Source organism: Caulobacter sp. 1776 (assembly GCF_040545685.1).
Lineage (GTDB): Bacteria > Pseudomonadota > Alphaproteobacteria > Caulobacterales > Caulobacteraceae > Caulobacter.
Window position 1 is genome coordinate 192,799 of record NZ_JBEPMI010000001.1, and the last position, 24,962, is coordinate 217,760.

Sequence of the window (24,962 nt, forward strand, 5' to 3'; positions counted from 1 at the left end):
CCTCCGCGTGCGTCCCAATCGAGTGTCACAATTGGCCGCTAGTCAGGCTGGCGAACTCAGTGTCCAGCCAGCGAGTCCGGGATGAGCGGCCCCGACAGGGAAAGAACACGGTGGTTTCTGCGGCACATCCTGCCGCACGAACCCGCGTTGAAAGGCTGGCTGTCGCGCGGCGCGCCAACGGGCGTCGATCCCGATGACATCATCCAGGAGGCCTATACGATCCTGGCCGAGCTGGAGACCGTCGACGACATCCGCCATCCCCGCGCCTACCTGTTTCAGGTCGCCCGCTCGGTGATCACCCGCCATGTCCGCCGCGCGCGCATCGTGGAGATCCACGCCGTCGACGACCTGGAACGGCTGGAGCATCCCGACGAGGCCGCCTCGCCCGAACGGGCGACGATCGATCGGGACGAATTGCGGCAGCTGGCCCGGGCGATCGCGGCCATGCCGCTCAAGACCCGCGAGGCCTTCGTGCTTAGGCGGGTCAGGGGCCTGCCGCAGCGCGAGATCGCCGCGCGCATGCGAATCTCCGAGAACACGGTAGAGACGCATATATCCCGAGGCATTCTCTTCTTGATTGATTGGTTCGGTCGTAGCGGAAACACCCGGTCCCAAACCTCTAGGAATGCGCAAGCAGAGATCACTCCGATAAATGGCCGAACGAGACACCAGTCGCGACATTGACCAGGCGGCGTCCGAATGGACGGCGCGGCTGGATCGTGGGCCGCTGTCCCCGCGGACGGAAGCAGCGTTCCAGGCTTGGCTGGACGGTGACCCGCGCCGCAAGGGCGCTATGCTGCGTGCCCAGGCGGTGTCAATGATGAGCGAGTCGGCCCAGGCGCTGGGCCCCGACTTCGACCCGGCGAGCTTCGCCGAACCCCGGCGTCCGCGCTTCTCGCGCCGCCAGGCCCTGGCCTGGACCGGCGGGGCCCTGGCCACGGCGTCGCTAGTGGCGCTGGGCGTCGGCACGGCGGCGGCCGGGACCGTGATCAGCACCGAGCGCGGCGAGATCCGCATGGCCCCGCTGAAGGACGGCTCGACCGTGCTGCTGAACACCGACAGCCGCATCCGGGTCCGCTACGACGAGGGCCAGCGCTTCGTCACCCTGCTGCGGGGCGAGGCCTATTTCGCGGTGGCGCGCGACGAGACGCGTCCGTTCGTGGTCGAGGTGAACGGCCGTCGGCTGCGCACGACCCAGGCCGGCTTCCGCGTCCGCAAGCTGGACCAGGATCCCGTCGACCTGCTGGTGAACCAAGGCCGGGTCGCCGTCTCGACGCCGAACCTCGGCGGCGCGCCCCTGGTCGTGACGGCCAATACCCGCCTGGCCCTCTCGGACGCCGGCCATCGCCTGGCCGAGCATCCGCGGCCGATCGCGCCCGAGGCCGTGACCCGCGACCTGGCCTGGCGCGAAGGCAAGCTGGCCTTCGAGGGCGAGACCGTGCGCCAGGCGGCGGCCGCGTTCGCGCGCTACAGCGACACCCGTATCGAGATCAACGACCCGGCCCTGGCCCGCGAGCCGGTCACTGGACTGTTCGCCGCCAACGATCCGGTGGGGTTCAGCCGCGCCGTCGCCCGGGTGTTCGACGCCCGGCTGGAACAGGCCGGCGACAGGGTCATCCTGGCCCGCAAGACCCAGCCTTCGGCGGCCGCGCAATAAGAAGTTTTTGCAACATATAGCGGAAGCCCCCGGGCCGACGGCTCTCAACCGGCAACGTCGCAAACAACGCGATCATCGGGGGCCGTAAAGCCAATGACTTCTCGCTATTCCCGCCTCGCCTACGGGGCGTCCGTCGTCGCCATGGCGATCGCCGCGCCGGCCTTCGCCCAGGAGCGCGTGTTCGACGTCCCGGCCCAGCCGGCCGTCCGCGCCATCCCCGAGCTGGCCCGCCAGGGTCAGGTGCAGATCGTGGCCTCGGCCCGCAACCTCGCGGGCATCCAGACGCCCGCCGTCAAGGGCACGATGGACGTCCGCACGGCGCTGCGTCGCCTGATCGCCGGCACGCCGCTGCAGATCGATTCCGACGACGGCCAGATCATAACCCTACGATCGTCCGTCCCAGGCGCCGCCCGCCCCCAGGCTAGCGCGGGCGCCGGCGTCGTTCGCGGTCGCGTCTTCAATACCGCCACTAACGAATATGTGCGTAACGCCGAGGTCCGCATCGAGGGCGGCTCGTCCGTCACCCTTTCCGAAGGCGACGGCGACTTTCGCCTGACGAACGTCCCGGCCGGCGACGTCACCGTGGTGGTCAAGTACGCCGGCCTGCAGGAATCCAGGCAGGTCGTCACCGTCACCCCCGGCCAGGTGGCCACGGTGGAGTTCGCGCTACAGGCCTACGCCGCCTCGTCCGAGGGCGTCGAGGCGGTGACGATCACCGCCAAGCGCGAAGGCCAGGCCGCCGCGATCATGGAACGTCGCGCCTCGACCAACGCCAAGACCGTCGTCGCGGCCGACAACTTCGGCGCCCTGACCATGGGCGACGTGGGTGAGTTCATGAAGAACATGCCCGGCCTGTCGCTGGACTATACCGAGGTGGACGCCACGGCCGTGCGCATCGGCGGCCTCGACCCGAAATACTCGACCTTCACGACCGACGGCGCCCGGATGGCGACCGCCACGTCGAACAACAACAACGGCCGCCAGAACTCGTTCGAGCAGATGTCGATCACCGGCGTCGACTCGATCGAGCTGAACAACACCCTGCAGGCCAACATGGACGCCGACTCGCCCGGCGGCGCCATCAACCTGCGCAGCAAGTACGCCTTCCAGCGCAACAGCCGCCTGCTGCGCTTCCAGCTGGGCGCGGTCGGCACGTCGGACTCGGGCCTGTCCAAGGCCTATTTCCCCGACGACAAGAAGCACGCCCGCATCTTCCCGTCGGCGCAGATCGGCTATGCCGACGTGTTCCTGGACGGTCGTCTCGGGATCGCGTTCAACGCCAGCTACAACGCCAACTACGTCCAGCAGGACCGTATCCAGACCGACTGGTCCTATCTCGCCAGTGGGCGGGTCATTCCCTATCAGGTGATGTGGCGTCCGGGTCCCAAGCTGACCAGCCGCAAGGCCGCCAACCTGTCGGTGGACTACAAGCTGACCGACAAATGGGCGCTCAGCCTGCGCAGCACCTATTCGTTCTACGACGTCGAGTACTTCAACCAGTACACCTACCTGATCTTCGGCACGACGACGACGTCGCAGACCACGGCGGACTCCAACGCGACCCACATCGTGGTCAATCCGAACGGGACCAACACTCGCCTGCACACCCAGTATTCGCACCGCTACGCCGGCACGCCCTCGTGGCTGTTCGCGCCGAAGCTGGAGTACCGCGGCGATACCTGGGAGGCCCTGCTGCGCGGCAGCTATTCCAGCTCGGAGTTCAATTTCCGGGACAATTCCAAGGGCTTCTTTCAGCGTACGGACGATTACCTGACCCGCATCGGCTTCACGCTGGACCGCGCGTCGGAGGACTCCAACGCCTGGACCCTGAAGCAGACCGCTGGCCGCTCGTGGAGCGACCCGACCAGCTTCAATCGTGACGACGACATCGGCAACAACATCCGCACATCCGAGTCCGACGCCGCCAACCAGATGTACGGCCTGAACCTCGATCTGAAGAAGACGCTGACCGTCGGCCCCGTCCAGCTGAAGGTGCTGGCCGGCGCGACCTATCGCACCAACGTCTGGAAGACCAACGAGGGCTCGTACCAGCAATTCCAATACGTCGGCCCCACCGGCGATCTGACCCAGAAAGCCCCCGAGGCGGTCATTCCCTGGACGAAGAACTATGCGTTCCAGATCCACGGCTTCGACGCCGGCAACCTGAACGAACAGGCCTGGCGCGCCGACAGCAACTACGCCGTCTACGACATCTACAAGGACCATCCGGACTACTTCGCGCCCGACGTCGTCGGCAATCTGAAGCGCCGCCTGGACAACAACAAGAAGGTCGGCGAGGAGGTCAACGCGGCCTATTTCGAGGTCCAGCCGCGCGTCGGCCGCGCCCGGTTCGACCTGGGCCTGCGCTATGAGAAGACCAAGACCGACGCTCGCGTCGCCGACATCCGGTCGTCCGCCGAGCTGAAGGCCGCCGGCTTCGACCCCAAGACGCCGACCGTCGCCAGCCTGACCTATCAGTACCGCAACGGGACCTACTCGACGCGCCACGGCGAATATGACGACTGGTTCCTGAGCGGAGGCGTCAAGTACGACTTCACCAAGAAGCTGGTCGGCCAGCTGGCCTTCAGCCAGTCGATCCTGCGCCCCGACTACGGCAATTTGGGCGGCGTGGTGGCCGTGGACGACACCAACCTGTTCGTCACCGTGCCCAACCCGCTGCTGAAGCCCGAGCACTCGACCAAGTACTTCGCCAGCCTGCAGTACTATCTCGAGCCATCGGGCGTGATCGGCGTGTCGGCCTACCGGCTAGACATCAAGGACATGCAGGTGACCGGCATCACGGTGAACCCGGAAGACGTGGGCTACAATCCGGTCGACTACGCGGGCTACACCTTTCGCAGCGCTCAGAACCTGCCGGGCGTCAACACCAACAACGGCATCGTGTTGGAGTACGACCAGCAGCTGACCTTCCTGCCGGGCATGCTGCGCGGCCTGGGCCTGCGTGGCTCGATCACCCACGTCATGCCCGACGGCGTACGGGTGAACACGCCGAAGGTCGCCGCCAACTGGGGCCTGCGCTATAGCCACGGCAAGTTCGACGTTCAGCTGACCGGCAACGCCCAGGGCCGCTATCGCACCAGCGCGCTCGGCAACACGCCGACCACGGCCAACAATGGCGTCCTCTACCACACCGCGCGCGAGCTCTGGAACATCAGCGCCAGCTACAAGATCAACAAGCAGTTCGAGGTGATGCTGGCCGGCCGCAACATCTTCAACGCGCCGGACGTCATCTACTCGAACGACCGCCACCGCGTGCAGCAGTACAGCATCTACGGCTCGATGTGGAACGTCGGGATCAAGGGCGCCTTCTAGACTTCCCCTGAAACTTCACCTCCCGCGGCCGCCCGGTCGCGGGAGTTTTTCTTTGCTTCCACCCTCCTTCTGATGGGGATCGTCATGGTTCTGAATATCGATCGCCGTAGTCTCGTGCTCGGCGGCGCGCTCGGGCTCGGCGCCCTGATCCTCCCGGCCGGCCGAGGCCTGGCCGCCGACCTGCTCGGCGCGACAGGATTCACCCACAATGTGGCCAGCGGCGAGCCTGGCCCGGACTCGATGCTGCTGTGGACCCGCTATGTCCCCGCCGCCGGCGACGGGGCCCAGCGACTGGAGGCCGAGGTGGCGCTGGACCCGGGGTTCACGAAGGTGGTGGCGGGCGGCAGCGTGCGAACCGGCGCCTATCGCGACTGGACCGCCAAGATCACCGTGGACGGCCTGAAGCCGGGAACAGTCTACTGGTACCGGTTCGTCGCGCCCGACGGCGGCAAGTCCCCGGTCGGCCGCACCAAGACCCTGCCGGTCGGCGATGTCGCCCGCTTCGGCCTCGGCGTGTTCTCCTGCTCGAACCTGCCCCAGGGCTGGTTCAATGCCTATGGCCACGCGGCCGCGCGGCAGGACTTGGACCTGTGGCTGCACACCGGCGATTACATCTACGAATACGGCGTCGCCTCGACCCGTGAGGCCGACTGGGCCGAGGGCCGCAAGGACATGCTGCAGCCGACGACCGAGATCCTGGCCATCGCCGACTATCGCCTGCGCTACGCCAGCTATCGCGCCGACCCCGACCTGCAGCGCCTGCACCAGATGGCTCCGATGGTCGCCCTGTGGGACGACCACGAGTCGGCCAACGACAGCTGGGAAGGCGGGGCCCAGAACCATCAGCCGGACAAGGAAGGCGACTGGAACCCCCGCCGCGCCGCGGCCATGCAGGTCTATCGCGAATGGATGCCGGTCTCGGACGAGCCCTGGAAGGCCTATCCGATCGGAACCCTGGCCACCCTCTACCGCACCGAATCCCGCCTGCTGGCTCGCACCCGCCCGGCCGACATCGGCGCGGCGTTCAAGGCGGCCGATCCCGACGCGGCTTTGAAGGCGTTCCGTGACGGCGCCTGGCGCGATCCGTCCGCCACCATGATGGGCTCGAGCCAGGAGAGCTGGCTGGCCCACGGCCTGAAGGCCAACGCCGGCTGGCAGCTGGTCGGCATGGGTACGATCCTGGGCCGCACCGTCATGCCCAAGGAGGCCGTCGACTGGCTCAGGCCTGAAGTCACCGAGAAGAAGGTCGCCAGCTATCGCAACGACATCCGCGCCGCCGCGCAAGGTTTGCCGATGTGGATGGACCGCTGGGACGGCTATCCCGCCGCCCGCTCGCGCCTGCTGAAATCGGCCCAGGCCGCCGAGGCCGACCTGGTCATGCTCTCGGGCGACAGCCACAACGCCTGGGCCTACGCGCTCCGCGAGGACGGCCGCCCGGCCGGCGTCGAGTTCGCCGGCCAGGCCGTCACCTCCAACGGCATGGAAGGCGACATGGGGGCTGATCCCAACTTAGTCGCCCGAGGCTTCATGGCGGCCAATCCCGAGCTGAAATGGGCCGACACCAGCCAGCGCGGCTACATGATGCTGGACGTGACGCCCAAGCGCGTCACAGGCGAGTGGCTGTTCCTGCGCACCGTCAAGGCCCGGTCGACGGCGCTCGCGGGTTCGCACCGGATGTCGGTCGAGCGCGGCCGCAGGGTCTTCACGGGCCAGGGCTAGGCGCCGCCAGGAGAGCCTTCAGAGCGTCGGACACCTCGCGCACGAAATAGCGCACGCGCGGCGTCGTCTTGTGGTCGGGATGGAACAGCATCCACACGGCCGACTCCAGCTCCGCGATCGGCGGGGACAGCGGTGCGATCGGAAACAGCCTGGCCAGATAGCCGGGCAGGACCGCCCGCCCCAACCCCGCCGCGCAGGCTTCGGCGGCGGCCCACATGCTGTTGACCTGGACGGCGGCCCCTTCGGCGCGCGCCTTGGCCCAGCGGGCCGAGGGAACCGCGGAGAGGCTGTCGTCCAGCACCACCCAGCGCTCGGGCGCGCCGACGTCTGATCCGTACACGGCGAAATCCACGGCCGCGACCTTGCGGCCCATCAGGGTCTCCGGCGGCGTGGCGGTCGGGCGCACGGCCACGTCGGCGTCGCGCCGGGCCATGTCGGCCATCGCGTTCGAGACCGTCAGGCTCAGGCGGACCTCCGGATGGGCGGCCTGGAACGGGACGAGAGCGCGGCTCAGGATCGGCAACAGCGAATCCGTCGTGGTCACCGACAAGTCCCCGACCAGGCGGCCGTCGTCGGCCGCGAGCCGGCGCTGCAGCGCGCCCAGCCGCGCCAGCACGTCTGCCGCGGCGGTGATCAGCTCCGCGCCCGCCGGCGTGGGCTGGAAGTCGCCGTCGGCGCGCTCGAACAGCGGCTGGCCCAGCCGCGCCTCCAAGGCCTGCAGGCGCCGATAGACGGTGGCGACGTGCGCGCCCAGGGCCTGCGCCGCGTGGCGGGCGCCCCGGCCGGCGGCCAGGGCCGCGACCAGGCGCAGGTCGTCGAGGTCCGGATCCTTCATGTCGCAATGATGCGAACGAACCTCGCATGATCGCAAGGTGCAATCGCGACAGTGCGATCTAGATGACAGGCGACCCAAGCTGAAAGGACACGCTCGTGTCGCACCGTCTTCTCTATGTCGAGGCCTCGCCCCGCGGCCCGCTATCCGTCTCCACCAGCCTCGCCGACCATTTCGTCGATCGCTTTCGCCGGATCGAGCCCGATCTGGTGGTCGACCGCCTCGCCCTCTGGGACGCCCCGCTTCCAGAACTGGGTGGCGCGCTGCTCTCGGCCAAGTACGCCGTCCTGAGCAAGCGCGACCTGGACGCCGCCGAGGCCAGAGCCTGGGCCGACATCGCCCAGCTGATCGATCGCGTGCGGATCGCCGACGGCCTGATCCTGGCCACCCCGATGTGGAACTTCGGCGTCCCCTACAAGCTCAAGCACTGGATCGACCTGATCACCCAGCCGGGCCTGAGCTTTTCGTTCGATCCGGCGAACGGCTACCGGCCGTTGCTGATCCCGCGCCCGACGACCGTGGTGCTGGCCAGCGCCGGCGACTACGCGAGCGGCCCCAGCTGGGGGCGCCCCAATCTCGCCGCGCCCTACCTGCGCGAGGCGCTCGGCTTTATCGGCCTGAAAGATCCTGCGATCGTCCTCTCGGGTCCCACGGTCGGCGACGCCGCCGTGCAGGCGGCCGCCCGCGCGGCCGCGCGCGACCAGCTCGACGGTCTGGTCGCCCGGCATCGGAGACAGTCATGAACACGAGCCTCGCCTGGCTGATGCTGGTGGCGTCCGGCCTGATCGACGTCGCCTGGGCCTACGCCACCAAGCGGTCGGAAGGCATGACGCACCTGGGCTGGTCGGCCCTGTCCCTAGGCCTGCTCGCGGCCTTCATCACCCTATTGTCGAGCGCCCTGCGCGTCCTGCCGCTCGGAACCGCCTACGGGGTCTGGACCGGTATCGGCGCGCTCGGTTCGCTGGCGGTCGGGATCGTGTTGCTCGGCGAGCCGGTGGCCGCCGCCCGGATCGTGTTCGCCCTGATCACCCTGGTCGGGATCGTCGGGCTCAAGGCCTCGGGATGAGCGCCCTAGGCGAGCAGCTTTTCCGCGCGCGCGAAATCGAGAAACAGCGGCAGCCACGCGCCGCCGGGGCGGCCGGGTTCGGAGCGGACGCCGAACCCGTGGCCGCCTCGCGCGAAGAGATGGGTTTCGACCGGAACCTTGGCCGCGAGCATCGCCTCACGCAGGCGCACCGTATTGGCCACGGGTACGGTGGTGTCGTCCTCGGCGTGGGCGAGGAAGGTCGGCGCGGCCGCCGGGGTGACATTCAGGTCCGGCGACCACTCGCGGATCTGGGCGGGCGACGGCGGGCCGCCGAACAGCGCCGGAGCGGCGCCCGAGTAGGCATAGGCTGGATCGACCGACTGCACGGGGTAGATCGGCGCGGCCACCAGGGGACGGGCGCTGAGCTGATCGGTCGCGTCGACGGGCGCGTAGAACCCCGCGCCATGACGCGTCGCCAAGGTCGCGGTCAGAAAGCCGCCGGCGCTGAAGCCCATGACGCCGACCCGCGTGGGGTCAATGCGGAAGCGGCCGGCCTGGGCGCGGATCAGGCGCATGGCGCGCTGGGCGTCGGCGGGGCCGACGCTCGCTGGATCGGCCCACCCGTCCTGAGGCAGGCGATAGAACAGCACGAAACAGCTGATGCCGGCTTGGTTCAGGATGTCCGCGACGTAGTAGCCCTCGTGCTCGAAATAGTTCCAGGTAAACCCGCCGCCCGGGATGATCAGCATGGCCGCGCCGTTCGGGGCCGGCGCCGGACGGGCGACCATATGGGGCCTGAGGACGCCCTTCCTGCGCCGGCTGCTGTAGTGGGGGTCGGCGGAGGCCTGCTCGACGACCTCGGGCATGTCCGGATGTAGGGCCCCAACCGGCGGTCGCGGCCAGAGTTCGATGATCTCCCCCGGCGCCGTCTGGGCTTGCGCGGCTTGGGCCTCGGCCGCGGCGCTCAGACCCATCGCCGATGCGCCGACGAGGGCCAAGGGGGTCTGCAGCAGATGACGTCGTGACAAGGCCATGAAGGAAGGCTCCCCAGCGCGGCGTCGGCCGAGGGATTTCGACCGGCGCCCATGCGTCCGATCGTCTCCTGCTTCGCCTTGATCGATCAACAGCGCAAAAAAATGGCCCGGCATGACGCCGGGCCAGGGGAAGATCGAACTGAGGTCGCAACCTGCCGTCGATGACATCGGGTCGTGGGAAGGACGCCGACCCGATGTCGCGGCGTTGGCGCGCGTGGCGCCGCGCCGCCTAGAAGCTCATGCGCAGGCCCACCACATATTGGCGGCCGGGCTTGTAGTAGGTGAAGGTCGCGTTGTCGTACTGGAAGTGCGAGCGCAGCGCCTCGTTGGTGAGGTTGGTCACGTTGAAGGTCAGCTGCGGCGCGTTCTTCAGGCCGAAGATCTTCTCCAGGTCGTAGCTCGAGGAGAAGTCCGTCTGCTTGTAGGTGTCGGAGAACAGCGCCGCGGCGGTGACGCCGTTCTGGTTGGCGCCGCTCGACTGCGAGCCCTTCCGGTAGACGTGGCTGAGACGCAGGCTGACGCCGTTGTGCTCGTAATAGCCCGTCAGGTTGTAGGTGTACTTGGCCACGCCGTAGGCGATCGCCGGACCGTTGCTGGTCTGGTCGACGATGGTGGCGTTGGCGTTGACGCCCAGACCTTCGACGCCGAAGCGGCTGGTGAGGAAGTCGAGCGGCTGCACCCACTGGAATTCCAGGCCGTTGATCGTCAGCTTGTTGGGCACGTTGATCTGCGACTGGATCTGGACCTGCGCCGCGGTCGGGCCGCCGCGCGAGTTGATCGCCGTCTTCTGGGTGTCGTTCAGGGTGTCGTAGGTGATGCCGTACTGGGCCAGGTACGAGAACGGCTGGGTCACGACGTTGTTGGTCGTGAAGCCGGTCAGCGACTTGCGGAACGCGTTGACCGCGATCACGCCTTCCTGGCCGGTGTAGAACTCGAAGCCCAGGTCGATGTTCTTCGAGAAGTACGGCTTCAGGGCCGAGTTGCCGATCGTGGCCTGGTCGGCCGACGGCGCGCCGAAGCTGACGCCCGGCAGCTGGGCGGCCGGATCCGGACGGGTCATGGTCTCCGACACCGCGACCCGCGCGACCGCGTGCTCGCCGACGTCATAGGCGATGTTGGCGGCCGGCAGCCACTTGGAATAGGTGTTCTCGGTGTAGACGAAGTTCGTCACGTTCGGGTAGCGCGCGCCGTCCGGCAGCTGGGCGCCGCCCGGCAGGGTGTTGCGCGGATCCGCCAGCGAGACACGGCCGCCGATCGTCTGCTTGGTGTGGACGTAGCGGACGCCGACATTGAAGCGCAGGTCGCTGTCCAGCACCTGGGTGACGCCGTTCAGCTCGGTATAGGCCGAGCTGTTCTTCTCGTTGATATAGCCGCCGCTGGCGCCGGTGTTGGAGCCACCGCTCTCGACATACGCGTCATGCAGCTTGTCGTAGCCGGTGGCCTGCTTGACCTTGTCCCAGTCGACCGTGACGAAGCCGGCCGGGCCGGGCTTGAGGTAGCTGGCCAGGCTGGCGGTCGGGATCAGCGAACCGGCATAGGTCAGGGTCCCGGTCTGGCCGGCCGTGTAGCCCGTGCCGTAGCCCGGATAGGTCGGATAACCCGCCGGCGCGGCGCCCGGCTGGTTCAGGCCCTGGCAGGGCGGCTGGCCGTTGGGCGAGGGCAGGCTGAGGCTGGGATTATTGCCGCAGGTCGCGTTCTGCCACGGGGTGGTGTTGTCATAGCCGCGGATAGTGCGCGAGACGTCGTCGTAGTTGGCGCCGACCTTCAGGCTCAGCTTCTCGTCGCCCCAGGTGACCGCGGCGCGGGCGCCCTTGGTCTCATACCAGCGCTTCTCGTCCTGCATGTTCAACCGGCCGCCGGTCCAGACGAAGTTGGCCGGGTTGTTCAGGTCGATGCTGCTCTTGATGGTCGGGATGCCGGTCGGATTGTAGGTGTAGTCGACCGTCGTACCGACGCCCAGCGCGGTCACCGGACCGAAGGTCGGGCTTTCGCGGTGGAAGGTGCTCTTGGTGTAGTTGGCCTGGGCCTCGACCTTCAGCTTGTCGTTGATGCGCCATTCGCCGCCCGGATTGATCCCCCACAGCTCGGTCTTCTCGAGATAGGGACGGAATTCCAGGAAGAACTGCGAATTGGCGTAGGTGCCTTTCGTGACCGTGCAGCCGGCCGAGCAGTCGGTCTTGTCGTACTTGGTGTTGGTCGGAATGATCGCCCCGTTCCGGACGATCCAGGCCATGTCCTCACGCAGCAGGTCGTTGTTTTTATAGCCGTACATCCCGTCGACATAGAAGTTCAGGTCGTCGGTCGGCTTCCATTCCAGGCTGGCCACGGCGTTGAAGCGGTCGCGGCGACCGTACTCGGCCGACGGGCGGCCAAGGCGCGGCAGCAGGCCGTTGTCGATCTGCTGGATCGAAGCGCCCGGGTTGTTGGCCAGCAGGAAGGCCTGATCGATGACCGTGCCGGCCACCAGGCCGCCACCCGCGCCGACCGGCACCGTGGCCGGGATCGTCCAGTTGCCGCCGCCCGTGGGGTTACAGCCGCTGGTCGCGCCGCACTGGGCCGCCGACAGGTTCGGGTTGGTGAAGCCGATCGTCTCGTAGCCGCGGGTGTCGGTGTGCAGGCGCTGGCCCGAAACCCCGAACAGGACGCCGAAATTGTCCCAGGTCTTGCTGGCGATCAGCGAACCCTTGCCGCCCAGCTTGGCGCCGTCCGGCTTCACGCCCTGGACGTTCATGGTCAGGTGCTGGCCGGGGCGATCGAACGGGCGCGCCGAGCGCATGTCGATGTTACCCGCCGCGCCGCCTTCCAGCAGGCTGGCCGAATAGCTCTTGTTGACCGTCAGCTTGGTGAACAGGTCGGTCGGGAAGAAGCTGAGGTCGACCGAGCGGTCGGTGCCTTGCGCGTCGGTGGCGCCCGACGAGGCCACGGCGATCGACGCGCCGTTCAGGGTGACGTTGGTGAAGTTCGAGCCCAGGCCGCGGATGGCGACGTTCGTCCCTTCGCCCGTGATGTCGCGGGTGATGGTGATGCCGGGAATGCGGTTGAACGACTCGGCGATGTTGGAGTCGGGGAACTTGCCGATGTCCTCGGCGAAGATGGCGTCGGCGAAGCCGGTCGTCTCGCGCTTGGCGACGGTCGATTGCGCCAGGCTCTTGCGATAGCCGGTGACGACGACTTCCTCGACCGTGTCGCCCGGCGCCGCCGCGGGGGCGCTCTGGGCGAAAGCATGGCCGGCGGTCAGGCCGCCGCTGAGTACGGTCGCGCCCAACAGCGCCGCACGGCTCAGTCGAATGGCTCCACGAGACACGTTCATGTCTTCCCCTCCCTGAAGGTTTTTCCGGATCCGGACGTTGCCGGACCCTCTGGTTTTTCGCGGACCTGCCGCGCTCAAAGCCTTCTGCAAATCGCGAGGCGTCGTCAATCTTGTCGGAGCAGCTTGGTCAGACCACCGACTTCGCTGCGCCCTGGCCAATCGACGCGACAAACTCTTGGTTTTTTAGGCGGTTGTCGCTCCAGTTTGCGCTCGCGGAGGGGTGTTCTGGGGCAGTTTCGTCGAATGTTAGCGGTAACGAATGCGCGAACACTGCGTCCTTCATGCCACACCACGGCAAGCCATGGTCGACATCTCGTCAACTGTCCTGGACAATTTCGGTGTCGAGTGGGCCTGGCCGCTGGGCCGCCGGGGAGACGACGCTAGAGCTTGTCTGACTTTTGGCCGATGTATCGTGCCGGGGGGGCGACCTCCGACCAACTCAGCGGTCAGCCAGCTTCCATCGAGGGCGACATGGTGAAGTCCGACCACGCCTGATCGACGGATCTGGCCAATAGCTCGGTCCCGTTCGCCATCGACATCCCCGACCCGGCCAAGGCCCGCTACAGAGCCGACTTCATCTTCCACCGAAGTCGCCAGCCCTACGCCGGTAGAATTGTCGGACATGTTTTCACCGATGGATCTCTCGCGAGCCCGATGGAGAACGTGTTTTCGTTGCGCCTTCGTACCTTGCCAGGGCTCCATTCGCTCATTAGTCAGACATAAAAAGCGGAGGATGGCATGGCGAGGTTCGGCCGGCGTTTGCCTGGGTTGCTGCTGGCGCTCGCCCTGACGTGGGGCGCTGGCCAAGCGACCCATGCCGCCCTGCCCGACACCATCCTCTATGGCGTGGCCTACTACGACGAATACACGCCCACCGACCGCGTCGAGGAGGATGCGCGGATGATGCAGGCGGCGGGGATCACCGTCGTCCGCATCGCCGAATCCACCTGGGGCACGCTGGAGCCGCAGCCCGGCGTCTTTGACTTTAGCCACGTCGACCGGACCCTGGCGGCCATGCAGCGCCACGGGATCAAGGTGATTGTCGGCACGCCGACCTACGCCGTTCCCACTTGGCTGGCGCGCGAGCACCCCAATGTCCTGGTCGTCACGCCCAAGGGTCGCGCGGAATACGGGTGGCGCCAAAACATGGACATCACCGACCCCGACTACCGCCGCGCCGCCGAGCGGGTGATCGTCGCCCTGGTCGACTACGTGAAGGACCATCCCGCCGTCATCGGCTACCAGGTCGACAACGAAACCAAGGCCTACAGCACCAGCGGCCCCAATGTGCAGGCCGCCTTCGTCGAGACCATGAAGCGCCGCTGGCCCGATCTCGACGCCATGAACAAGGCCTATGGGCTGGACTACTGGAGCAACCGCATCAATCGGTGGGAGGACTTCCCGTCGGTCAACGGATCGATCAACGCCAGCCTCTCCAACGCCTTCGCCGAGTTCCAGCGCGGTCTGGTCACCGACTTCCTAGCCTGGCAGGCGGGGCTGGTCCGAGCCCATGCGCGCCCAGGGCAATTCATCACCCATAATTTCGACCTTGCCTGGCGCGGCCACTCGTTCGGCGTCCAGCCCGAGGTGGATCACTGGAAGGCGGCCCAGGCGCTCGATGTGGCCGGTGTCGATATCTACCACCCCAGCCAGGACAAGCTGACCGGCGCCGAGATCGCGTTCGGCGGCGACCTGGCGCGCTCGATGCGCGACGGCCAGAACTATCTGGTGCTCGAGACCCAGGCCCAGGGCTTTCCGGACTGGACGCCCTACCCCGGCCAGTTGCGGCTTCAGGCCTTCAGCCACTTGGCCTCGGGCGCCAACATGGTCGAGTACTGGCACTGGTCCAGCACCGCCAACGCCATCGAGACCTACTGGCGCGGCGTACTCTCGCAGGACTACCAGCCCAACGCCGTCTATGAGGAGGCCAAGTCCATCGGCGCGGATCTCAGGCGCCTCGGCCCCAAGCTGGTGAATCTCAAGAAGCATAATCGGGTCGCGATCTATGTCAGCAACACGGCGCTGAGCGGGTTCGACGCGTTCAAGATCAACCCTGACGTCGGCTACAACACCGTGCTGCGACCGTTCTACGACGCGCTCTATCGTATGAATGTCGAGGTCGACATCCTGTCGCCGACCTCGAAGACGCCGCTGTCGGACTACAAGCTGATCGTGGTTCCCGCCCTCTACGCCGCGAGCGACGCCGAAATCGATCGCCTGAACGCCTACGCCAAGGCCGGCGGCCACCTGCTCTACACCTTCAAGAGCGGCTTCTCCGACGAGAACACCAAGGTGCGCCACACGCCCCAGCCGGGTGGGATCACCGAGGCGGCCGGCGTGCGCTACGAGCAGTTCACAAAACCCGAAGGCGTCTCGCTGGACGGCGACCCCTTCGAGGTGGGCCCCAAGGACAACCAGGTTCGCTGGTGGATGGAGTTCCTGACCCCCACCACCGCCACCGTCCTGGCGCGCTACAAGCACCCGTCCTGGCCGGCCTATGCGGCCGTGACGCGCAACGCCTATGGCAGGGGCGAAGTCACCTATGTGGGCTTCATGCCGACGGACGCGACGATCGAGAAGATCCTGGGCGACCAGGTTCGCCGGGCCGGCGTCGACCTGCCGGAGGCGCGCTTTCCGATCATCGTGCGGCGCGGCGTCCTCGCGAACGGCCACGCCGTGCGCTATGTCCTCAACTATTCGGCCGCGCCTCAGAGCGTAAGCCTGAAAGCTTCGGCCGCAACCGAACTGCTCTCCGGGAATCCGGTCAAGGCAAACGGGCCATTGACCCTGCCTCCTTGGGGCGTGGCCATTGTCGAGGACGCCAAGCCCTGAGCTAAGCGCGGATGAGCGGATGTTGGAACCGCGCCTGACTCCGGACATTCGCGGGCCCAGGGCCAAGGCGACGTCCGAACCTCGCCGGACCTCAGGCTGTTCGCAGTGGGTTGGGTGTTTTCCGCTCCAACACCTCCCCCTCGCGTCCCCGGGAGTGCGACAAAGAGAGCACTGGAGTTTTACCGTTCGTTGATCTTGGATCGCGTTCCCGCCGCGCACGGACCCGGTCTGGAGCAAACGTCGTGATCAGCGTCCGCAATCGCTTGAGCAACGGCTCGGCCAGCGCTTCGGTCGTCGGGCCGCACCTCCGGGATCCCGCATCGCGGCGGATCGGGGTCAAAGCGTGCTGAGCACCGCCGCGACCCTCAACGGGCGTAGGCGCTTGCGCCCGGCCGTTGGCCTTCACCTCTATCGGTCATCCGCCGCGACCCGCGGCCTTCCCACCGCCTTGGCCCTGTTCATGGCCTATGTGGCCGTCGAGCTGTGCATCTGGCTGTTTTGCCGCGACATCAGCGACGCTGTCGCCTTCTTTCCGTCCAACGGCGTGCTGGTGGCCGCGATCCTGTTGCTGTCGCCGCGCCTTGGCCTGGCGTTTTGCCTGGCCTGCTTCAGCGTCGACATCGCCCATAACTGGATCGGCCGGATCGACCTGACGCACGCGCTGGTGTTCAGCAGCCTCAACCAGGCGCTGGCCTTCGGCGCGGCCGCGTTGACGCGGACCTTCTGCGGAGCCGCGCTGGACCTGTCGCGCGCGCGCCGCCTGTTCTTCTTCGCTCTGATCGCCGGCGCCAGCGCCGCGCTGGAGGCCGTGGCGGGCCAGGTCCTGCTGGGGCTGATCGACGGAGCGTCGAAGGATTTCTTCCACGCCTGGCTGCAATGGACGCTGGAAGACGGCCTGGGCCTGCTGATCGCGACGCCGGCGGCCCTGCTGCCGTTCAAGCAGAAGCGCCTGTTCGACGCGACCGGCGCCGCGCGTATGGAGCGCCCGTTACTGCTCGCGATCACGGTCGCCCTGACGTTCGCGGCCTTCGCCTTCGACCGGTTCATCGCCGTGACGCTGGTCATGCCGGTCCTGGTGCTGACGGCGTTCCGGGCCGGGCCAGGCTGGGTCTATGTGTCGGTGCTGACCACTAGCATGATCACCATGGCGCTGACGGCGAACGGCCATGGACCGATCGCCTTCCTGGCGCCGACGGACCCCTATCGTCAGGAGTTCATGGTCCAGCTGTTCATCGCCTCGACCTTCGCCACGGCCGTGCCCGCCACCGCCGCGCTTGGCGCGCGCAACCGCGGCGCCCGACGTCTGGAGCGCGCTTACGCCGTCGTTCGCGCCGCCAAGGAAAGGGCGGAGGCGGCCAGCCGCTCGAAGTCCGAGTTTCTGGCCAATATGAGCCACGAGATCCGAACTCCGATGAATGGCATCATTGGGGTCGTCGGGGCCTTGGCGCGCACTGATCTGGTCCCTCGGCAAAGGGACATGGTCGAACTGGTCGAAACCAGCGCGGGCTCCCTGCAGGTGCTGCTCAACGACGTGCTGGATATGGCGCGCGTCGAGGCCGGGGAGCTGGCGATCCACCCCGAGACCTTCGATCTTCGAGCGACCTGCGGCGCCATCGTCGACCTGTTCCGGGCCAAGGCCGAGGAGAAGGATCTGACCCTGGACCTGCGGATCGCGCCGCGCGTCGCCGACCGGCACGTCGGCGACGCCGCGCGCGTGAAGCAGATCCTCGGCAACCTGGTCTCGAACGCCATCAAGTTCACGGAGCGCGGTCGGGTGGAGCTGAGCATCGACGCCGCCGCCGAGGTCGAAGGGATCCAGGCGGTCGAGCTGACGGTCGCCGACACCGGGATCGGCTTCGACGCCGAGACCGGCCGCCGCCTGTTCGCGCGGTTCGCGCAGGCCGACGGCTCGATCACCCGGCGGTTCGGCGGCACTGGCCTGGGCCTGTCGATCTCGCGCTCCCTGACCCGGCTGATGAACGGCGAGATCGAGGTCGTTTCCACACCCGGGGAGGGGTCGCGCTTCACGGTGCGCCTGCCCCTGCCGGTGGTGGCGGCCGATCCCGCGCCGCCGTCGCCCGCGCCCGCGGACCTCGCTCTGGATGTCCGCCGGACTTTGAAGATCCTGTTGGCCGAGGATCACGACATCAATCGCCAAGTCGTGGCCTTGATGCTCGATGGTCTGGATGTCGCGCTGACGATGGCGGTCGACGGGCGAGAAGCCGTCGCCCGCTTCCAACCCGGCGACTATGACCTGGTTCTGATGGACATGCAGATGCCCAACATGGGCGGTCTGGAGGCCATCGCCCATATCCGCCAGGCCGAGCGCGGCGCGGGCGCGAGGGCGACGCCGATCGTGATGCTCACGGCGAATGCGCTGCCGGAACATCAGGCGGCGGGACTGGCCGCCGGCGCCGACGCGTTCCTGACAAAGCCGATTGTCGCCCGAGATTTGATCGACGCGATCGCCAGGCTTCCCGCGGCCGCCGCGCGGTAGGCCGACGCCGTGCCGCATCGACGCTCTCCGCCGCGCTTAGACCGAACAATAGTCGTTCCACACATTCCACTTTTTCAATCAAACGATGCGCGTAGCTGACTAGCTAAGCTCGTCCCGGCCGCTCTTTCTCCGGCGATAAACGCCATTTCAGGAGAACCCGGACATGCCCCGCCCTCGCAAGGTCGTCGTCACCCAGCGCTTCTTCGACGAGCGGACCCTGGCCTACCTCCGGGCCCACAACTGCGAGGTGGAGGTCGCCCCGCTGCCGCCCGGCAAGGCCGACGGCGACCTTGATCACGACGCTCTGGTGCGATTGCTCGCGGGCGCGGGCGGCTGGATCGTCGGGCATGCCCGCGTCACCCGCGCGCTCCTCGAAGCCCTCCCCGATCTTCAGGTGATCTCCCGACGCGGCGTTGGCTACGAGCGCGTCGACCTCGAGGCGGCGCGCGACCTTGGTCGCGTCGTCGCCATCGCCGCCGGCGGCAACGACGCCTCGGTCGCTGACCATGTGATCGGCCTGATGCTGGCGGTCGGTCGACACTTTCACGAGACGCAGCAGAAGATGTTGGAGGGCGACTGGTCGATCCTGATGGGCTCGGACCTCTGCGAGAAGACCGTTGGCGTGGTCGGTCTTGGCCGGATCGGCAAGAGCGTGGTCAAGCGCCTGCTGGCCTTCGACTGCAGGGTGCTGGTCCACACCGCTAATCCTGATGCCGCCTATGCCGCCGCCACGGGCGTGGAGTATGTGGACTTGGCCGGCCTCCTCGCTCGCAGCGACTACGTCACCCTGCATGCGCCGCTGACCCCGCGGACGAGGTTCATGATCGATGAGACCGCCATCGCGGCGATGAAGCCGGGCGCCGTCCTGATCAACACCGCTCGCGGCGGCCTGGTCGAGGACGCCCACCTGCTCGACGCCCTGAGGGCTGGTCGCCTCGGCGGGGCCGGCCTCGACGTCTATGTCAGCGAAAGCGACCCGGCCTACAAGCCGGTCTCCCAGGCGCTTCTCGCCCTGCCCAATGTCGTGGGCACGCCGCACTCGGGGGCGTCTTCGCGCGAGGGGCTGGACCGCACCAACATGGTGGCGGCGCGGGCGGTCGTGGCCGTCCTTGACGGCGGCGACCCCGCGCCGGAGTGTGTGGTCGCCGACGGCCGCCCGGGGCTCTGAGCGACGCGCGGTCAGGCGAGCGAAAGGAAGAACCCGGTTTCATGGAGCTTGATTGGCTCGAGGACTTCCTGGCCCTGGTCGAGCACCAGCATTTCGGCCGCGCGGCCGAGGCCCGCAATGTTTCCCAGCCCGCCTTCAGCCGACGCGTGCGGCTGCTCGAGGCCTGGCTCGGCGCCCCGCTTTTCAACCGCGACACCCACCGCGTCGCCCTGACGCCAGCCGGCGAGCAATGGAAGCCGACCGCCGAGGACCTCCTACGCCGTCTTTATCTGGGGCGCGAACAGACCCGCGCGGTCTCCGAAGGCTATGTTTCGACACTGCGTTTTGCCTCGACGCACGCTCTGTCGATCACCTTCTTTCCGCAATGGCTCGAGGAGATCGAGGCCGAGGAGCCCCTGGCCTCTTCGGTCAGCCTCGTGACCGACAACATGGCCGGCTGTGAGCGGATGATGCAGCAAGGCCAGGCCCAATTCCTCCTTTGCCACCATCATCCTTCGACGCCGGTGTCGTTTCGGCCCAACTACTTCACTTCGATCGACATCGGCCGCGATGTCCTGGTCCCGGTCAGCGCGCCGGCCCCGGACGCGCCCGACACGCCCCGCTTCACCCTGCCCGGCAGCCTCGATGCGCCGGCGCCCTACCTGGCGTTCGGGGAGGTCTCGGGCATGGGCCGGATCCTGGCCTCGACCCACGCCCTGCAGGGCCCGTCGATGTGGCTGGCGCCCACCTTCACCGCGCACGTGGCCACGGTGCTGGCGGCGATGGCCAGGGCGGGCCGGGGGTTGGCGTGGCTGCCGCTCAGCTTGATCGCGCGGGACCTCGAGGATGGCGGGCTGGTTCGGGCGGGCGAGGCGCCGTGGGACGTCCCGATCGACATCCGTCTCTACCGACCCCGCGCGCGCCAGACCGCGGCGGCCGAAACCTTCTGGGCGCGGCTGAAGACCCGATACGAGACGACGGCGCCGTCGACCTGATCGCCAGAGAAAGAACCCGGCGCGCCACAGGGTGGCGGCGCGCCGGGGCCAAGGTCGCCTGGATCCCGCGCCGCGCCCGTTCATGGGCAAGAAGACGCCGCGCGAGATATCCGTCCCGAACCGCCAGGCGCCATCGGCGAGTTGCGACCAGGGGAGGAAGGGGCCCTAGCCTTGCCCGATCCAAGACCTCGGGAACGCCTTGGATCGAGAGGGATTCAGCGTCGCGTCACCAGGCTTGCCAGGTGCCGTCCGCCAGCCTTTGGCGCACGGCCCGCTGGCAATTGGCGAAGACGCCAAGATAGCGATCGACACCGTCGGTCCCCATCAGCAATGGGTTGGGGCCGGCCGGGTTGGCCTTCAGCTGGCGCAGGTGATGGAAGATGGCGCTCTGATAGGCGTGGGTGTTGATGAAGGCGTCCGCGCCTTGGGCGTCGGCCACCGCGCGCAGATAGTCGGTGGAGATGGCGTATTGCGCCGCCTGCTTGGGCTCGTCGTTGCCGCTGAACACCAGAAGCTTGTGGATCTTGCCCTGGTGTTCGACCGGGACGATCACCGAGATCTGCCCGGGGGTATGGCCCGGATTGAGCACCGCCATCACCTCGGTGTTGGGTCCGGTGCGGATCGGCGCGGACCCGGTCATCAGGCCCGGCTGGGCGGTGACCTCGATGTCCAGCGGCGCCGCGGGAAGGTTGGCGAGCCGAGACTGGCGCAAGGCCTCCAGTCCCTCTGGCGTCGTCGGCCGCTTGCCGCGCACGATCGAGCTGGCGCGCGGCGGCTCGCGGCCGGCTTCGAGGTCGGCGCGGGCCTGCTCGATGATGCGGGCGTCCGGCCCGCCGATGACGAACTTGGCCTTGGGGGCGAGCCGACGGATGGTGTTGGCGCCGCCGGTGTGGTCGGCGTGGAAGTGGCCCAGGAACACATAGGTGATGTCCTTGGGATCAAGGCCCGCGGCGGGCATCTCGTCCAGAACGTAGCGCTGAAACTCCTCGGGATTGGTCATGGTGTCGAAGACCAGGAGACCGTCGGGGGTGCGCACCACCACCACGCCCAGGCCATCGACGCCGAAGTACCAGGCGTTGTCGAGGAAGCGCACCCCGCCGGGCGGCATCGGGGTCTCGGCGCGATCCGGCCAGAAGAAGCCCTTGGGCGAAATGAGATCGCGGGAAAAGTCGGCGGGCTTGTCGACGACCTGCCCCGTCCCCTCCTCGCCGGGATGACGATAGCCGGTCTCGCACCAGACCCGGTATTCCCAGCGGATCAGCGGATTATCGTCGGCCAGGGCCAGCGCCTTGGCCGAGGCGTCATAGGCCTTGGCCAGGGGCAGGTCCGGCTTCCAGGGGCCTCGCAGAGGCTTGGTCTCGCCGCCTTGGGGCTTTGCTTGAGCCAAGGCCGTGGAGGCGCAGAGCAGCGCTGGCATCGCAAGCATCGCGATGAGCGTGGAACGAAGACGCATGGAGATGTTCCTGGAGGCCGCTGAGGTTAGAAGCTGGCCTTGACGGCGAGGTAGAAGCGCCGCCCGACGATGTCGTAGGTGTAGGGCTCGGTCTGCAGCGCTCCGATGATGCTGTCGTTGAGCACCGGCGGCGCCTTGTCGGCGAGATTGACGACCCCGGCCCGGAGCTCGAGCCCCGAGCGCACCTTCCACAGCGCGTCGAGGTCGAAATAGCTGACCGCCGGCACGCCGTGGGCCGTCCCGCCGGTGCCGACATTGGCGGCGTTGCCCATGGCGCCGAGGTAGCGCCATTTCAGGGCGGTGCGAACCGGCCCGATCTCCCAGGCCGCGGTCGCCGCGCCCTTCCAGGTCGGATGGGCGGTGGCGAAGACATCGATCTGGGTGTTGCCGATGCTGCCGGCGTAGTCGAGCGACGGCCCGCCCGGCAGGGTCTGGATCTTGAAGTCGACCAGATAGTTGACGGTGGCGTTCAGAGACAGGGTTCCGAGCTTGTCGCTGAGGCCGAAGGCCTCGAAGGGCGCGGACCAGTCGAACGCCACGTCGACGCCGGAGGTCTTGTAGCCGCCCAGATTCAGCTGCGGGTTCTGGATAAGAGCCAGTTGCCCCGTGCCGGCCTGGCGGCTGAGCAGGCCGCAATAGAAGTTGCTGTTGGCGAAGGTCGGATTGATCGCGGTGTTGAAGCACTGCGAGGCGGCCACGGTGTTGGTGACCTGACCGATCGCGTCGCTCAGCTTGATGCTATAGTAGTCGACCGAGGCCGACAGGCGCGACAGCAGCGGGTTGCTCGAGGTCGAACGCAGCACCGCCCCGACCGAATAGGTGTCGGTCGATTCCGGCTCTAGCGCGGTATTGCCCGAGGTGATGAAGGGCGTGCGCGGGTTGGAGTTCTGGAACGTGTCGACGAGATTGGTCGGCACGCCCTGGGCGATGCAGAGCGCCCGCACCTGGGCGGCGATGGGCGAGCTCGCCGCGCGGTAGGCCCCGCGCACGTCGCAAGGGTCACCCGAGCCGATCAGGCCTGGATTGCCCAGGGTCAGCTGGCCCTGCGACGAGGCGGCGTAAAGTTCGCCGACGCTGGGGGCGCGGATGGCGCGGGCATAGCCGCCGCGAAGGCCCAGCGCGCCGGCGACCTTCCAGTTGAAGTCGGCCTTGTAGGTGCTGACGCCGCCGACCGTGCGGTAGTCCGAGTAGCGATAGCCGAGATCGAGGTCGAGCTGCTTGACCAGCGGCAAGCCGGTCAGGACGGGGACCAGCAGTTCGCCATAGACCTCGCGCACTTCGTCGGACCCGGCCGAGGCGAAGATCGGCAAGTAATTGGCCAGCTCTCCGGTCTGGATCAGAGCGTCGGGACGGAAGTCGTAGCTGTTCTTGCGATAGTCGGCGCCGACGGCGAAGCGCGCTTCCCCGGCCGGCAGGTTGAAGGCGTGGCCTTGGAGATTGGCCTCGACGATGCGCTGCTTGAGCACGGTGAGGTTTTCGGCCGTGCGCACGATGTAGTCGCGGCAGGATTTGGAGAGCGGCTGGATGCCGAACGGATTGAAGCCGCCCTGGCAGAGGCTGGCCCCGCCGTCCGAGGCGGCCAGCAGCCGGTTCATGGCGTCGATGCTCTGGTAATTGCGCTCGGTGGCCAGATAGCGGCTGCGTCCGAGCGAACCGTAGACCTCCCAGGTCATGTCGGCGGTGTCGAGCTTGCCGCGCAGGCCGCCCGTGAACTGGTAGACGTCGTAGTCGTCCTGCTCGGCGCGATTGCCGAAGGCGTAGCCGGCCTGGGTGATCGTGAAGGGCGCGGCCGGATTGGCGCGCGAAGCCAGGATCGAGGCCAGATCGCTCGGGATGAAGGGGTTGGTGACCGGCACGGTGACCGGCTTGCCCGACGAGGAGCCCGCGGTGGCCGGCGGGCCGTTGGTCGTGACCTTGTAGGTCGTGAACAACCCGTCGATGAAGGCAGTGACCTTGTCGCTGACGTTGTAGTCGGCGTGGCCCACGAAATTGTAGCGGGTCATGGGCGTCTGAGCGACGAACTCGTCGCCGGCGACGCTGAAGACATTGCCGCCGAAGAGGATGTAGCGGCCGCTCGTCGCGCCGCGATAGTTGACCGCCCCGGCCTGGGTGAACAGCGTGTTGTCCGCGTTGGTGGAAAGCTGGGCCGACCGCGACACCGTCCCCGGCGCCACCCCGTACTTGGCGAAGACGGCGTTGACCGCCGCCTGGCCCGGCAGGTTGCTGGCCACGACATTGACGATCGAACTTTCCAGACCGTTCGACAGGATCTGGCCGCGCAGCCAATCGCGATCGGTGAAGCGGATGGGGTCGCGCTTGGAATAGCCTAGCGACACGAAGGCGTTGCCGCGGTCTTCGGCGAAGTCCGCGCCGAGGATGGCGGTGAGCGCCTTGGTGGCGCCGTCGCCATGTTCGTTGCCGCCGTACTGGGCGTCGATCTGGGCGCCGTTGAAGTGGCGCTTGAGCTTGAGGTTGACCACGCCGGCGATGGCGTCGGAGCCATAGGTGGCCGAGGCCCCGCCGGTGATGACCTCGATATTGTCGATCAGGGCGTTGGGAATGACGTTGAGGTCGACGCTGCCGTCGGCGCCCGAGGGCTGCATGCGCCGTCCGTCGACCAGCACGAGGGTTCGTTGCTGGCCAACGCCGCGCAGGTTGATGCTGGCCTGACCGCCGCGCGCGACGAAGCTGGCGCTGGCGCCGGCCGAGGGCGTGACCTGGGGCAACTGGTTGAGCGCCACTTCGGGCGTGACCGCGCCGCTGGCGGCCACGGCCTGCTGGCCGACCGTCACGATCGGGGTGTCGGAGGTGTAGTCGCGCCGCGCGATCCGCGAGCCGGTCACGACCACCTCCTCGACGATCGCGGCCTGGTCGGCGGCGGGCGCCGGCGCGGTCTGGGCGAGACTGGTCCCCGCCCCCATCGAAAGGATCGCGCCAAGCGCATAGACGGCCGTCTTCGTCGATACGGTCATATCGTTTCACTCCCCTTTGATCGGGCGCGTTCATCGCGCGCGCCTCGTCCCCGGGAGCTAAAGCCATGCCGCAGCCAGCCGACAGACGGTCAGGACGCATGAAACAATAGAGGTTCTGCATGACCGCCCCGGCGGACACGACAACGCCGCCGCT

The 24,962-nt window shown here is 67.6% G+C and carries 15 protein-coding genes; 10 read left to right on the forward strand and 5 right to left on the reverse strand.

Annotation, left to right across the window (positions count from 1 at the left end; genetic code table 11):
- The first annotated feature begins 81 nt into the window (after positions 1-81).
- The 4 genes from ABIC66_RS00845 (at position 82) to ABIC66_RS00860 (ending at position 6,709) form a co-directional block, all read left to right on the forward strand.
- Positions 82-684: an RNA polymerase sigma factor gene (locus ABIC66_RS00845; RefSeq protein ID WP_354067346.1), complete on the forward strand. Its 603-nt coding sequence runs from the start codon at positions 82-84 to the stop codon at positions 682-684.
- Positions 653-1,657, forward strand: a complete 1,005-nt coding sequence (locus ABIC66_RS00850; RefSeq protein WP_354067347.1) for a FecR family protein — start codon at positions 653-655, stop codon at positions 1,655-1,657. Before ABIC66_RS00845 ends, ABIC66_RS00850 begins: the two co-directional genes overlap by 32 nt.
- Before the next feature lie 93 nt (positions 1,658-1,750).
- Positions 1,751-4,990, forward strand: a complete 3,240-nt coding sequence (locus tag ABIC66_RS00855; protein WP_354067348.1) for a TonB-dependent receptor domain-containing protein — start codon at positions 1,751-1,753, stop codon at positions 4,988-4,990.
- A gap of 84 nt (positions 4,991-5,074) precedes the next feature.
- On the forward strand, positions 5,075-6,709 hold the full coding sequence (locus ABIC66_RS00860; protein WP_354067350.1) for an alkaline phosphatase D family protein: 1,635 nt from the start codon (positions 5,075-5,077) through the stop codon (positions 6,707-6,709).
- On the opposite strand, the gene ABIC66_RS00865 is transcribed toward ABIC66_RS00860, so the two are convergent.
- Positions 6,693-7,544, reverse strand: coding sequence for a LysR family transcriptional regulator (locus ABIC66_RS00865; protein WP_354067351.1), 852 nt, complete (start codon positions 7,542-7,544; stop codon positions 6,693-6,695). The two genes, ABIC66_RS00860 and ABIC66_RS00865, sit on opposite strands and share 17 nt — an antisense overlap.
- A gap of 95 nt (positions 7,545-7,639) precedes the next feature.
- Between ABIC66_RS00865 and ABIC66_RS00870 the strand changes: the two genes are divergently transcribed.
- Complete coding sequence (locus ABIC66_RS00870; RefSeq protein ID WP_354067352.1) at positions 7,640-8,284, forward strand: FMN-dependent NADH-azoreductase; 645 nt, start codon at positions 7,640-7,642, stop codon at positions 8,282-8,284.
- Positions 8,281-8,607, forward strand: a complete 327-nt coding sequence (locus tag ABIC66_RS00875) for a DMT family transporter (RefSeq protein WP_354067353.1) — start codon at positions 8,281-8,283, stop codon at positions 8,605-8,607. The genes ABIC66_RS00870 and ABIC66_RS00875 overlap by 4 nt, the downstream gene beginning before the upstream one ends.
- A 5-nt stretch (positions 8,608-8,612) precedes the next feature.
- Here ABIC66_RS00875 and ABIC66_RS00880 read toward each other — a convergent pair whose 3' ends face one another.
- Positions 8,613-9,602 carry an alpha/beta hydrolase gene (locus tag ABIC66_RS00880; RefSeq protein WP_354067354.1) on the reverse strand — a complete coding sequence of 330 codons (990 nt, stop codon included), beginning with the start codon at positions 9,600-9,602 and terminating at the stop codon, positions 8,613-8,615.
- A gap of 229 nt (positions 9,603-9,831) precedes the next feature.
- Positions 9,832-12,912: a TonB-dependent receptor gene (locus tag ABIC66_RS00885; RefSeq protein WP_354067356.1), complete on the reverse strand. Its 3,081-nt coding sequence runs from the start codon at positions 12,910-12,912 to the stop codon at positions 9,832-9,834.
- A gap of 738 nt (positions 12,913-13,650) precedes the next feature.
- Here ABIC66_RS00885 and ABIC66_RS00890 point away from each other — a divergent pair.
- From ABIC66_RS00890 to ABIC66_RS00905, 4 genes are all read left to right on the forward strand, one after another.
- Positions 13,651-15,744, forward strand: coding sequence for a beta-galactosidase (locus tag ABIC66_RS00890; RefSeq protein WP_354067358.1), 2,094 nt, complete (start codon positions 13,651-13,653; stop codon positions 15,742-15,744).
- A 382-nt stretch (positions 15,745-16,126) separates the two neighbouring features.
- Positions 16,127-18,241, forward strand: coding sequence for a hybrid sensor histidine kinase/response regulator (locus ABIC66_RS00895; protein ID WP_354067360.1), 2,115 nt, complete (start codon positions 16,127-16,129; stop codon positions 18,239-18,241).
- Positions 18,242-18,404: 163 nt separating this feature from the next.
- On the forward strand, positions 18,405-19,409 hold the full coding sequence (locus ABIC66_RS00900) for a phosphoglycerate dehydrogenase (RefSeq protein WP_354067362.1): 1,005 nt from the start codon (positions 18,405-18,407) through the stop codon (positions 19,407-19,409).
- Positions 19,410-19,450: 41 nt separating this feature from the next.
- Positions 19,451-20,383: a LysR family transcriptional regulator gene (locus ABIC66_RS00905; RefSeq protein WP_354067363.1), complete on the forward strand. Its 933-nt coding sequence runs from the start codon at positions 19,451-19,453 to the stop codon at positions 20,381-20,383.
- A 226-nt stretch (positions 20,384-20,609) separates the two neighbouring features.
- On the opposite strand, the gene ABIC66_RS00910 is transcribed toward ABIC66_RS00905, so the two are convergent.
- Together ABIC66_RS00910 and ABIC66_RS00915 are read right to left on the reverse strand one after the other, a co-directional pair.
- Positions 20,610-21,836 carry an MBL fold metallo-hydrolase gene (locus ABIC66_RS00910; RefSeq protein ID WP_354067365.1) on the reverse strand — a complete coding sequence of 409 codons (1,227 nt, stop codon included), beginning with the start codon at positions 21,834-21,836 and terminating at the stop codon, positions 20,610-20,612.
- A 26-nt stretch (positions 21,837-21,862) separates the two neighbouring features.
- Positions 21,863-24,808 carry a TonB-dependent receptor domain-containing protein gene (locus ABIC66_RS00915; RefSeq protein WP_354067366.1) on the reverse strand — a complete coding sequence of 982 codons (2,946 nt, stop codon included), beginning with the start codon at positions 24,806-24,808 and terminating at the stop codon, positions 21,863-21,865.
- Positions 24,809-24,962: the final 154 nt, after the last annotated feature.

Bases quoted from the DNA above. Each gene is read 5' to 3' on its own strand.
- ABIC66_RS00880 (WP_354067354.1), bottom strand. From the start codon at position 9,602: ATGGCCTTGTCACGACGTCATCTGCTGCAGACCCCCTTGGCCCTCGTC.
- ABIC66_RS00910 (WP_354067365.1), bottom strand. From the start codon at position 21,836: ATGCGTCTTCGTTCCACGCTCATCGCGATGCTTGCGATGCCAGCGCTG.
- ABIC66_RS00885 (WP_354067356.1), bottom strand. From the start codon at position 12,912: ATGAACGTGTCTCGTGGAGCCATTCGACTGAGCCGTGCGGCGCTGTTG.
- ABIC66_RS00845 (WP_354067346.1), top strand. From the start codon at position 82: ATGAGCGGCCCCGACAGGGAAAGAACACGGTGGTTTCTGCGGCACATC.
- ABIC66_RS00890 (WP_354067358.1), top strand. From the start codon at position 13,651: ATGGCGAGGTTCGGCCGGCGTTTGCCTGGGTTGCTGCTGGCGCTCGCC.
- ABIC66_RS00850 (WP_354067347.1), top strand. From the start codon at position 653: ATGGCCGAACGAGACACCAGTCGCGACATTGACCAGGCGGCGTCCGAA.
- ABIC66_RS00875 (WP_354067353.1), top strand. From the start codon at position 8,281: ATGAACACGAGCCTCGCCTGGCTGATGCTGGTGGCGTCCGGCCTGATC.
- ABIC66_RS00900 (WP_354067362.1), top strand. From the start codon at position 18,405: ATGCCCCGCCCTCGCAAGGTCGTCGTCACCCAGCGCTTCTTCGACGAG.
- ABIC66_RS00905 (WP_354067363.1), top strand. From the start codon at position 19,451: ATGGAGCTTGATTGGCTCGAGGACTTCCTGGCCCTGGTCGAGCACCAG.
- ABIC66_RS00865 (WP_354067351.1), bottom strand. From the start codon at position 7,544: ATGAAGGATCCGGACCTCGACGACCTGCGCCTGGTCGCGGCCCTGGCC.
- ABIC66_RS00855 (WP_354067348.1), top strand. From the start codon at position 1,751: ATGACTTCTCGCTATTCCCGCCTCGCCTACGGGGCGTCCGTCGTCGCC.
- ABIC66_RS00915 (WP_354067366.1), bottom strand. From the start codon at position 24,808: ATGACCGTATCGACGAAGACGGCCGTCTATGCGCTTGGCGCGATCCTT.
- ABIC66_RS00860 (WP_354067350.1), top strand. From the start codon at position 5,075: ATGGTTCTGAATATCGATCGCCGTAGTCTCGTGCTCGGCGGCGCGCTC.